The 10,692-nt window shown below is 56.1% G+C and carries 9 protein-coding genes; 7 read left to right on the top strand and 2 right to left on the bottom strand.

Going from position 1 to position 10,692, the window contains the following annotated elements; all coding sequences use genetic code 11:
• Window positions 1–87: 87 nt before the first annotated feature.
• Genes B7364_RS14995 through B7364_RS15005 form a run of 3 tightly spaced genes read left to right on the top strand, consistent with a single transcriptional unit; the run spans window position 88 to window position 2,344 of the window.
• Window positions 88–321, top strand: coding sequence for a PepSY domain-containing protein (locus B7364_RS14995; protein ID WP_157893730.1), 234 nt, complete (start codon window positions 88–90; stop codon window positions 319–321).
• The gene (locus B7364_RS15000) at window positions 321–989 is read left to right on the top strand and encodes a response regulator transcription factor (protein ID WP_085340852.1); all 669 of its coding nucleotides are present in this window, start codon (window positions 321–323) and stop codon (window positions 987–989) included. Before B7364_RS14995 ends, B7364_RS15000 begins: the two co-directional genes overlap by 1 nt.
• On the top strand, window positions 986–2,344 hold the full coding sequence (locus tag B7364_RS15005) for a sensor histidine kinase (RefSeq protein WP_085340853.1): 1,359 nt from the start codon (window positions 986–988) through the stop codon (window positions 2,342–2,344). The genes B7364_RS15000 and B7364_RS15005 overlap by 4 nt, the downstream gene beginning before the upstream one ends.
• A 34-nt stretch (window positions 2,345–2,378) precedes the next feature.
• Here the strand turns inward: B7364_RS15005 and B7364_RS15010 are convergent, their stop codons facing one another.
• Entirely contained in the window at window positions 2,379–3,659 is a 1,281-nt protein-coding gene (locus B7364_RS15010) for a SulP family inorganic anion transporter (RefSeq protein WP_085340854.1), read from the bottom strand.
• Entirely contained in the window at window positions 3,652–3,900 is a 249-nt protein-coding gene (locus B7364_RS15015) for a helix-turn-helix domain-containing protein (RefSeq protein WP_085340855.1), read from the bottom strand. Before B7364_RS15015 ends, B7364_RS15010 begins: the two co-directional genes overlap by 8 nt.
• Window positions 3,901–4,005: 105 nt before the next feature.
• Between B7364_RS15015 and B7364_RS15020 the strand changes: the two genes are divergently transcribed.
• From B7364_RS15020 to B7364_RS15035, 4 genes are all read left to right on the top strand, one after another.
• Entirely contained in the window at window positions 4,006–4,314 is a 309-nt protein-coding gene (locus B7364_RS15020) for an alkylphosphonate utilization protein (protein ID WP_085340856.1), read from the top strand.
• A gap of 447 nt (window positions 4,315–4,761) precedes the next feature.
• On the top strand, window positions 4,762–5,586 hold the full coding sequence (locus tag B7364_RS15025) for a flagellin N-terminal helical domain-containing protein (RefSeq protein ID WP_085340862.1): 825 nt from the start codon (window positions 4,762–4,764) through the stop codon (window positions 5,584–5,586).
• A 217-nt stretch (window positions 5,587–5,803) separates the two neighbouring features.
• Window positions 5,804–6,682, top strand: coding sequence for an ABC transporter ATP-binding protein (locus B7364_RS15030; RefSeq protein WP_085340857.1), 879 nt, complete (start codon window positions 5,804–5,806; stop codon window positions 6,680–6,682).
• Between the two features lie 16 nt (window positions 6,683–6,698).
• The gene (locus B7364_RS15035; RefSeq protein WP_085340858.1) at window positions 6,699–10,331 is read left to right on the top strand and encodes an ABC transporter permease/M1 family aminopeptidase; all 3,633 of its coding nucleotides are present in this window, start codon (window positions 6,699–6,701) and stop codon (window positions 10,329–10,331) included.
• Window positions 10,332–10,692: the final 361 nt, after the last annotated feature.

Consider the following 10,692-nt stretch of genomic DNA (forward strand, 5'->3'; position numbering starts at 1 on the left):
CCTTGCCTGATTCTACTCCTTCTGCTTACCGCTTGCGGCCAAGCCCCAGCCCAAAGTGATGAACGGGCAGAGGCTGCGCCACATGGGATGGCACCGCGTCAGGATACCGGCCCGATCAAACCCGCCTCTACCAATTTGCCATTTTTAAAGGTTCAAGCAATCGCATTGGCCGCAGTGCCAGGCGAAGTGGTGCGGGTGGACCTTGAAGAAGAGCATGGCAAAGACATTTATGAGTTCAAGATCCTCGCCGCTTCCGGTCGGGTTATCGAGCTCGAGATTGATGCCGGGACCGGCCAAATCCTCAAGCAGGAGGCCGATTGATGCGCCTGTTGTTGGTTGAAGATGATCCCGTAATCAGCATGGCGCTGAGACTGAGCCTCGAAGCAGCAGGCTTTTTGGTGGAGGCCTGTGCCGATGGCGAGAAGGCCTGCACCTTGGGCCATGATGAGGATTTTGACGCCGTGATCCTTGATCTCGGTCTCCCGCGTTTGGACGGCTTATCCGTCCTAAGGGACTGGCGACAAAGCGGACGTTCAATGCCGGTCATCATTCTCTCGGCACGCGGGTCTTGGGCAGAAAAAGTCGCGGGGATTGAGGCCGGTGCTGATGATTATTTGGCCAAACCGTTTGAGCCACCAGAATTGATTGCCCGGTTGCGTGGTCTCATCCGCCGAGCGGCTGGACGTACCGGCAATGTGATCCAGGCAGGTCGTCTCAGCCTTGATTTGTTCCGCGCAACCGCGACCTATGACGGGGCACCTGTGCGCCTATCGCCACTGGAATTTCGGCTATTGGACTTGCTCGCCAACGCAGGCGGGCGGCCCCTGTCGGCTGGCGAATTGGGCGAACATTTACACGGCACCGACATGTTGGACGCCAATGCAGTAGAGGCTTTGGTCGCTCGCTTGCGCCGCAAGATTGGTGCTGAGACCATCGAGACGCGCCGTGGCTTTGGCTATGTGCTGCGTGGGCTCGCTGATCCGTCATGAAGCGCAACAGCCTTAAGCTTCGCCTATTCGCACTGGCTGCTTTGTGGAATGCCTTGGCGCTTGGCTTATCATGGGTCGCGCTGTCACTACTGTTTGAGCGTCATACAGAGCGACAAGTGACGGGAGAGTTGGTCCGTTATGGCGAGGCTTTGGTTGCTGGGCTTTCCTTAAACGAGCAAACCGCGCCTGTCGTAACACAAGGCCCCTATGATCCCCGCTTCACCCGTCCTGCGAGCGGGCTTTACTGGCATGTGGAGGGGCCCGCTGGCACGGCTAAGTCCCGCTCTCTTTGGGATGGAAGTTGGCCTGTTTGGCCAAAAGCGTCGCCGAAAAATTGGGAAAGTGCAACCACCAGCGGGCCGTTCGAACCAAGCATGATCCGCGTAGCCCGCACCATTCGCCCAGATGCGACGGGCCCCGAGCTTGTCGTCGAGGTCGGTCTGGACCATCAGGCCATTACCATTGCCCGGAGGGATTTCGCGCGTGAACTTGGACTATTTCTCTTGGTGCTGTGGTCGATCTTGACCTTGGCATCTGTGGTGCAGGTAACCCAAGGCTTGATTCCTTTAGCCTTGGTGCGGGTTCGCTTGGCCGGCTTGAAATCTGACTCAGAAGCGCGTCTTGAAGTCAAAGACCATCCCGACGAAGTCCAGCCACTGATTGAAGCAATCAATGATCTTGCCGATGCACGTAGCGGCGATATGACGCGCGCGCGTGAGCGGGCACGTGATTTAGCACATGCCCTAAAGACACCGTTGACCGCCCTGAAAATGCAGGTCACCGAGGTAACCGATCCGGCGGCTAAGTCTGGCCTGCAAGAAAGCCTCACGGTTCTCAATATAGCCGTTCAAGCCGAACTTGCCCGGGCGCAAACGCGGGAGCAGGGCACAGGAAACTGCCCAGTCCTTCCTGTCGTAACCCGCTTAATCAGCGTGGTTGGGCGCACCCCAGCCGGCTTGGACCTGCGCTTTTTGACCGAGATACCGGACGATTTCTCCATCCCACTGGGAGAAGATGCGGCCTTTGAGGTTGTTGGTGCGCTCCTCGACAATGCCAGCCGCCATGCCAAAAGCACCATTCGGGTAAGGGCTGAGGTGGCCGGTGGGCATCAGGCTTTGATGGTCGAGGATGATGGCCCCGGTCTGTCAGAAGATTATCGCCAGCACGCCCAACAGCGCGGCGTGCGTCTTGATCAGGCCAGTGGTACTCAGGGTTTAGGCTTAGCCATTACAGCTGACCTCATTGCGGCGAGTGGTGGTGCCGTCGCGCTCCAGACATCTGATTTGGGCGGCTTAGCTGTGAAACTGGTGTGGGAGCAGTCGCGTGGATCACATTCAGATCCGATTGGGGCATGAGGTGAGCGGCCCCAAAGGTCCTAAACCCCCACCCTCATCGTTTCATCATGCCGGATTTTTCCACCCAAGTGCTCACACCCATGAGGGCACAGCCAGCGGCAATGCCGGCTGTTAAATCAAACCAAGCGACCACAAGCAACGTGATCAGCATGGCTGCGGCCTGGTGGAAGGACGATCTGGCGACGTTTGCAATCTCATGGCGTTCAATCATCCCCCAAGCCACCACCATAAGGACCCCCGCTAATGCGGCAAAGGGAATATGGGCTGCCAGCGGCATCAGGGCTAAGAAGGCGATCAGCACAAAGCCAGCATGGAGTATGCCTGCAATTGGCCCATGGGCCCCGGCGCGGATGTTGGTTGCGGTGCGGGCAATGGTACCCGTGACGCAGAACCCGCCAAATAGGGCGGCCCCCATATTGGCCAAGCCTTGGGCAACCAGTTCGGCGTCTGGTCGATGCTGCCGCCCACCCATGGAGTCGGCCACCGTGGCTGAAAGCAGCGACTCAATAGCCCCTAACAAGGCAAAGGACGCCGCCGAAGGCAAGAGTTTGAGGATGAAAGCGGGATCAAGCTGGGGCAGGCTAGGGGGCGGCCACATGCCTGCCAAAGCCCCAAATCGATCGCCCAAGGTCTCAACCGGCAGGTGAAACTGCGCGGTCATAAAACTGGTGAGGACAATGGCGAGCAACATGCCGGGGAAGGCGGGTTGCCAGCGGCGTACCCCTAAAATGATCGCCTTGGTTAGGAGCGCAAGCGCGCAGGCGGCCGGGTTGAAACTGCCCCGGGCAGCATAAAGCGCGCCGATTTTCCCGGTGAGGTCTGCCGGCTCATGGACAATCTTCAGCCCAAGGAAATCATGTAATTGACTGGCGGCGATGATGATCGCAATCCCTGCGGAAAAGCCTAATACGACTGATTTGGGTATCAGGCGAACAAATCGGCCCAAGCGGAGCGCTCCGGCAAGGAGTAAGAAAATGCCCGCTAGAAAAGTCGCTGTGATCAGGCCCCTAAGCCCGTGGGCTAGGAAGGTTCCTGCTACGGGCACAATAAAGGCCCCTGCTGGGCCACCGATTTGATAGCGGCTGCCGCCCGTTGCCGAAACAATCAGGCCGCCCACAACGGCTGTGATCAAGCCCGTCTCCGGCGGTAAGCCGCATGCAATGGCGATGGCCATGGATAAGGGCAAAGCAACCACTGCCACAGTTGCCCCCGCCAAAGCGTCCTTGCCAAAAGCCTGCAAGCTATAGCCTTCCTTCAGAACACTGATCAGCTTTGGTTTAAAGCTGCGGCTGGGGTCTGGCGCGGTCTTAGGCATCTTTTAGACGTACCCCCCTGCCACGCGCGTTGCTTGCTTGCCCCGGACCCATGACCTCAACGCCCAAACGATCGAGTGCGTCCAAAACTTTCATCAAGCTATCGACTTGTGCCCGCACAATGCCTTCACTTGCCTCCATGCGCTGGATGGTGGGTAAGGATACCCCCGCTGCGAGTGCCAGATCAGCTTGGTCGAGTCCTAAGAGGGCACGGGCCGCCTTCAGTTGGGCAGAAGTCAGCATCGAATTTCCTTTTTGATGTTTGAAACATCAGTTACTAATTTTGAAACTTGTCTTCTGAATTGCATTATGTCAATCAGGCCCAAGCGATAAACTAGGAACCCCACCATGACCGCCAGCGACGATGACTATGTCTATGATGAAGCCAGCGGGGAATGGATGCCGGCATCAGACCTTGCGGCACGCACGCAAGCTGAAAGCGTTGTGGTGGTGCGCGATGCGGTTGGCAATGTGTTGCAGGATGGCGACGCGGTGGTTTTGGTCAAGGATCTGGACGTAAAAGGGGCGGGCCAAACCTTGCGTCGCGGCACGATCATTCGCTCTATTCGGTTAACGGGCGACGCGCAGGAAATTGACTGTAAGCACGACGGCATTCGGGGTCTGGTTCTGCGGGCGGAATTCGTCCGCAAACACTAAAAGCAATCCCAAAAATTGTGGCCGCAGCCTCTGCGAGGTTAAGGCCCATGCGCGCTTCAAGCTGGCATTGGGACCCGATTAGCGGCATCCGGGAAAGAAAAAGTAGGCTTATCTGCCAGAATCGCAGCCGCGTTTGAAAATTTTTTTGGGTCTTCTTTCGGAGCCCTTTTCTTGGCTTTGGCCGGCCTTGAGGGCAGGCAAATAAACTATAAATACTCAAAAAGAGTCATAGCATTATCCTTATTGCTATGGTGCCTATTTAAAGGAGCTAGCAACTTATCAACTATGTTCATTACTCAACAATACGGTATTTTCTTTATCGGTAGCATTTTGTTTACCACGTTTCTCAACGTCGGATTCAGAACTCGATTTTAGTCTGGTCAGGTATTCAAAACGAATACGCCTCGCTCGTAGCGGGGAAAAACCAGTATGGATGAGGGGCTAGAAATGCTCAGCGTAAACACAAACCAAGGCGCTATGGTCGCGCTTCAAACTTTGAATAAGACCAATTCCGACCTCGACAGAACCCAAAACGCCATTTCGACGGGTTTGAAGGTCGCTTCTGCAAAAGATAATGGTGCGATCTGGGCAATTGCCAACAAGATGCGCTCTGACGTTGGTGCCTATGACCGCGTCCGTGAATCCACTGACCGTGCTGCCTCCATCCTCGACACCGGCATTGCAGCTGGTGAAAGCATTATGGAACTTCTCAACGAGATGAAGGGCAAGGCTTTGGCCGGGACCCAAGCCGGTAACTCCGCCTCCGCGCAAGCCGCCTTGGCCGCAGACTTTGCGCAGCTTCGTGACCAAATCACCAGCGTCATTGCCAACGCCGTCTTCGATGGCGCGAACATGATTGCCGGCACACCAAACAACGCCGTCGCCTTGGGTGATGCAGCAGGTGGTAACACCATCACCGTCAACGGGGCCAGCTTGGCTTTGGGTGGCACGGTCGTGACGGTTGCAGCCGGTAGCGTTCTGACTGACAACACAACCTCAGCCACCGCTTTGGGCTTGGTCAACGCCTCGATCACCAACTTGGGCACCCAGTTGGCAACCTGGGGTGCTGGCGCCAAGCGTTTGGAAGTGCACCGCACCTTCATCGGCAAACTGCAAGATGCCTTGAACAACGGGATTGGCGCGATTGCTGACGCTGACCTCGCCAAGGAAAGCGCGAAGCTGCAGGCTCTGCAAACCAAGTCTCAGTTGGGCATTCAGGCGCTGTCGATTGCCAATAGCTCGTCGCAGGCGGCTCTGTCGCTGTTCCGCTAAACCGAACACTCCTACTCATCTCCTTCAAACTGGGCTCAAGCGGAAAGGCTTGGGCCCTTTTTGCTACCCCCTTGAAGGCTTTATGGCGACAGCCGCTCTAAGAGGTGTTGTCTGGAATTCCGTTTCTTCCGAAAGGTTTGTGAAGATAATTTAATGGTTTGGGGCCATTGCCGCCCGAAAATTGGCGCGTTACCCTTCGTTAAAACGGGGGACCAAGATGCTTAAGATTTCCGGCCTGACGCATGTGTATAGCAATGGCGTGAAAGCGCTTGATAACATCAATTTGACCATTACTCCGGGCATGTACGGCCTTTTGGGGCCCAATGGTGCCGGCAAATCCACCCTGATGCGCACCATTGCGACCTTGCAGACGCCCACATCGGGCGCGATTGAATTTGGCAAGATTGACGTGCTGCAACAGCCAGAACTCTTGCGCGAGACTTTGGGCTATTTGCCGCAAGATTTTGGCGTCTATCCGCGGGTGACCGCCAAGGACATGCTGAATCATATGGCCATTCTAAAGGGCTTTGCTGGCGCGAAGGAGCGCAAGGAAGTCGTTGAAGGGCTCTTGAATCAGGTCAATCTCTGGCAGGTTCGTAACAAGGCCATCGCCGGGTTTTCGGGTGGGATGCGCCAACGTTTTGGCATCGCCCAAGCCCTGATTGGTGCCCCTAAACTCATCATCGTGGATGAGCCAACCGCGGGCCTCGACCCAGAGGAGCGCAATCGCTTCTTGAACCTGCTCGCGGCAATCGGGGATGAAGTGGTGGTGATCTTGTCCACCCATATTGTGGAAGATGTCGCCGACCTTTGTCCGGCCATGGCCATCTTGGCCGGCGGTCGGATTGTAGCTGAAGGGGCACCAAAGGACTTAACCCAGGCCTTATCGGGCAGGGTCTGGCGCAAGACCATCGCGCGGGCAGCCTTAGCTGAGTATCAAGCGCGCATGCACGTGATTTCCTCGCGCCTCTTTGGGGGCCAAACCGTCATTCACGTCTTGGCCGATCAAGAACCCGAGGCTGGCTTTGTCTCGGTCGAGGGCGGATTGGAAGATGTCTATTTCTCAACCCTAGCTGCCATGCGCGCTGCCGCTTGAGATTGGGGCCTTCATCATGAAATCCTTGCGCCAATTTCTGTCCGTGGCTGGCTTTGAGTTCGGCTATCAACTCCGTAACCCGGTCCTCTGGGTCAGCTTTACCCTCTTTTTCTTGCTGACTTTCGGGGCTGTCACCGTGGATGAAATCCAAATTGGTGGCACGGGCAATACCAATATCAATTCGCCATTTGCCATCAACCAAACCGTCATGGTGATGGGCATTTTCGCCTTGTTTGCCGTCACAGCCTTTGTGGCCAACGCCGTCACCCGCGATGATGAGACCGGTTATGGCCCGATCCTGCGCGCGACGCGCTTGGGCAAAGGCGCCTATCTTTACGGCCGCTTTGCCGGGTCTTGGATGGCGGCCGCTGTGGGCTATCTGTCGGTACCTTTGGCAATCCTGATCGGCTCCTTCATGCCGTGGCTGGATCAGGAGAAGGTCGGCCCCTTGGTCCTCAGCCATTATGCCTTTGCTTATTTCATCATCGCTTTGCCGATGCTGTTTGTGTTTGGCTCCATGTTGTTTGCTTTTGCAACCGCGACACGATCGATGATGGGGGCCTATCTGGCACTCATCGCGATCTTGATTGCCTGGGTCACCACGGGCGTCTTGTTCGACAAGCCTGAGCTGAAGGATGTCGCGGGCCTCGCCGACCCAACGGGGGTTCGCGCCTTATTCCGCCAAACCGAATATTGGACCGCGGCCGACCGCAACACGCGATTGCCAGAATTGGTCGGCATCTTCCTGCAGAACCGCGCCATCTGGCTTTCGGTCGCCTTAGCCTTTTTGGGCTTGTCGTTCTTCCTCTATCGCCCGGGCGGTAAAGGCGTAAAGGCGGATAAGGCCGCGAAAGCAGGTAAAGCGGTTGCAGCGCCGATTGTCGCCACAGCCCCGGTCATCGCACCTGTCCTGACAGGTCAAGTCCGCACAGCGCAACTTTGGGCACGGACCGCTTTTGATGTGAAGGCTGTCCTCTTCAGCCCAGCCTTTTTTGTGCTCTTGGTCTTGGGCCTCTTTAACTCCATGGGCGCGCTTCTCTTTGCTGACGAAGTGCGAGGAACCGCGATTGAGCCTGTCACACGTTTGATGGTCGTCGCGCTCCAGAGCTCCTTCTCGATCATCCCCATTATTATTGCAGGCTTTTACGCGGGCGATCTGGTGTGGCGTGACCGTGAGCGACGCATGGCAGAGATTATCGATTCCACCCCGGTCAGCGATTGGGCCTTTGTGCTTCCAAAAGTCTTGGCGATTTTCTTGGTCCTTTTGGCGACCAATATTGTCGGCATGCTTGCGGGGATGGGCGTTCAGCTGTTCAAGGGTTATGCAGGCCTTGAGCCCATGGGCTATCTCCTGTGGTGGATTGTGCCCAGCACGGTTTCAGGATTGCAACTCGCCATTCTCGCCGTCTTTTTGCAGGCCCTTTCCCCAAACAAATATGTCGGTTGGGGGTGTCTGGTCGTCTATCTTGTGGCCTCCATCACCTTGGCCAGCATGGGCTTCCAGCACAATCTCTATAATTTCGGCGGCAGCCCTGCTACGCCTTTGAGTGCCTTTAACGGCATGGCACACTTCTGGATCGGCAAAACTTGGTTCGACCTTTATTGGGGTGCCTTCTGCGTGGTCTTGGTGGTCTTGGCCTATGGCCTCTGGCGACGCGGCGCAGAAACCCGACTGATGCCACGTATCCGCCGTTTCCCCCGCCGCATGATAGGCGCGACCGGCTTGGTACTCGCCTCGGCGGTGGCAGCCTTTGCAGGTCTTGGCGGCTGGATTTTCTACAACACCAATGTGCTCAATTTGTATCAATCCAGCGTCGCTGGCGAAGAAAGCCTCGCCAAAGCTGAAAAGGCGCTCGCCCAATATGAAGAGATGCCAGGCCCAAAGATTACGGATGTAAAACTCACCGTCAATTTGCGCCCGAAGGATCGCCAAGCCGACGTCACCGGCAGCTATGTCATCGAGAACCAAACCGGGGCGCCGCTTACCCGCATGATCGCCGTCCTACCTGAAAAGTCGACGGTGGAGCGGGCAAGCCTAACAATCCCCGGCGTCGTGGTTGAAAAGGCGTGGCCAGACTATGGCACCACCCTCTATCGATTTGAGACGCCCATGGCACCGGGCGAAAAGCGCGTTGTGACCTTTGAAACGGTCTATGGACGCAAGGGCTTTACCAATAACAGAGGTCAAAGCCGCCTCATCGCCAATGGCACCTTTCTCAATAATTTCGAGCTAACTCCCGTTTTGGGCGTCTCACGTGGCAATTGGTTGACCGATCGGTCTAAGCGGCGCAAATATGGCCTCGATCCCGACCGCCGCCCTTACAAGCTTGAAGACCCCAAGGGCGATGCGCATCATTATTTGCGGCCCGATAGCCATTGGGTGAATGCAGATATCACCGTTAGCACGGACGATGATCAAATCCCCATCGCGCCGGGTTATCAGGTCTCTGAGATCAAAAAGGATGGAAGGATCACCCGTCGCTTTGTGACCGAGGCACCCATTCACCACTTCTTCTCGATCCAATCCGCGCGCTATGGTGTGAAGCGGTCGCAAGTCTTGGTGGCAGGCAAGCCTGTCTCGGTCGAGCTCTATCATCACCCGAAACATACCGCGAATTTGGACAGAATGGAGAAAGCGGCCCATCGCTCGCTCGTCCTCTTCTCAGAGCGTTTCTCGCCCTATCAATTCCGTCAATTCCGCATTTTGGAATTTCCAGCCTATGAAACCTTTGCCCAATCCTTTGCCAATACGGTGCCGTTCAGCGAGGACATCGGCTGGCTGCAAGCCAATCGCGATCCTAAGAAAATCGACCTCGTCACCTTTGTGACGGCACATGAAATCGCGCACCAATGGTTTGCCCACCAATTTGTTGGTGGCGACAAGCAAGGCTCAACCATGTTGTCTGAGAGCTTCGCGCAATATGGCGCGCTACTGGTGATGGAAGACATGTTGGGTCCCGAACATGTCCGCCAATTCCTGAAAAACGAGCTTGATTCCTATTTGAGCGCCCGCGGCAGTGAAGTAGTCGAGGAATTGCCGCTCAATCGGGTCGAGAACCAAGGCTATATCCATTATAATAAGGGGGCTTTGGTGATGTATTTCTTGCGCAATGAGGTGGGCGAGGCTCCCGTCAATGCGGCCATCCGCAAGATGATCGCCCAATTTGCCTTCAAGCCCGCGCCTTATCCGACCAGCGCCCAATTCATTGCGTTCCTGCGCGAAGAGGTGGGGCCAGACCCGATCAAGCAACAGCTCATCACCGACTTGTTCGAGAAGATCACGCTTTATGATGCCAAGGTTTCTAGCGCAACAAAGGTCAAACTTCCCGATGGACGGTGGCAGGTGACAGCAACCATAGAGGCCAAAAAGCTCTATGCCGATGGCGAGGGCAAAGAGACCGAGGCCCCTATGTCTGACGCGTGGGAAGTAGGCGTCTTTAACCAAAAGCCGGAAGATAAGGCCTTTACTAAAGCCAATGTCTTGGCCTTTGAACGCCGCACGATCCGTAGCGGCCGCCAACAAGTGGTCTTCACTTTACCTGCGACCTCTGAGCCCAGCTTTATTGGCATCGACCCCTATGTGAAGCGGATCGACCGCAATAGCGACGATAATCTGATCGCGGTTGAGGCGGGCAAGGCCGCGCAGTAAGCGGGCTCAAGCCTGAATGTTGTTAACTTGGACGGCGAAACCGAGTCTCGACCCTTGTGCCGCAATCTCGCGGCGGTGCCTGCACGCCACTTCGTTCCGGCGGGGATGGCATTGCTTGGAATGCTTTTTATCTAGAAGCGTTTTGGTGACCCTTCTGGTCACCCAACCGCAACCTCAATTGTTCTTGCGACATCGGGGTAGTCAAGTGTCCGTTTTCTTCGAAAACGGATCGCTTGCGACGCAGCAAAGCTGCGCACTTGACGACCCAGATGTCGCGGCCATCCTCGATCATCCATTTTGGTGAAACAAGGTTTCCNACAGGGAGAGGGGTAGGGGGTGAGGGCTTACAGTCACCAAGAAA

Origin of the sequence: Aquidulcibacter paucihalophilus (assembly GCF_002105465.1) — a bacterium.
GTDB lineage: Bacteria > Pseudomonadota > Alphaproteobacteria > Caulobacterales > Aquidulcibacteraceae > Aquidulcibacter > Aquidulcibacter paucihalophilus.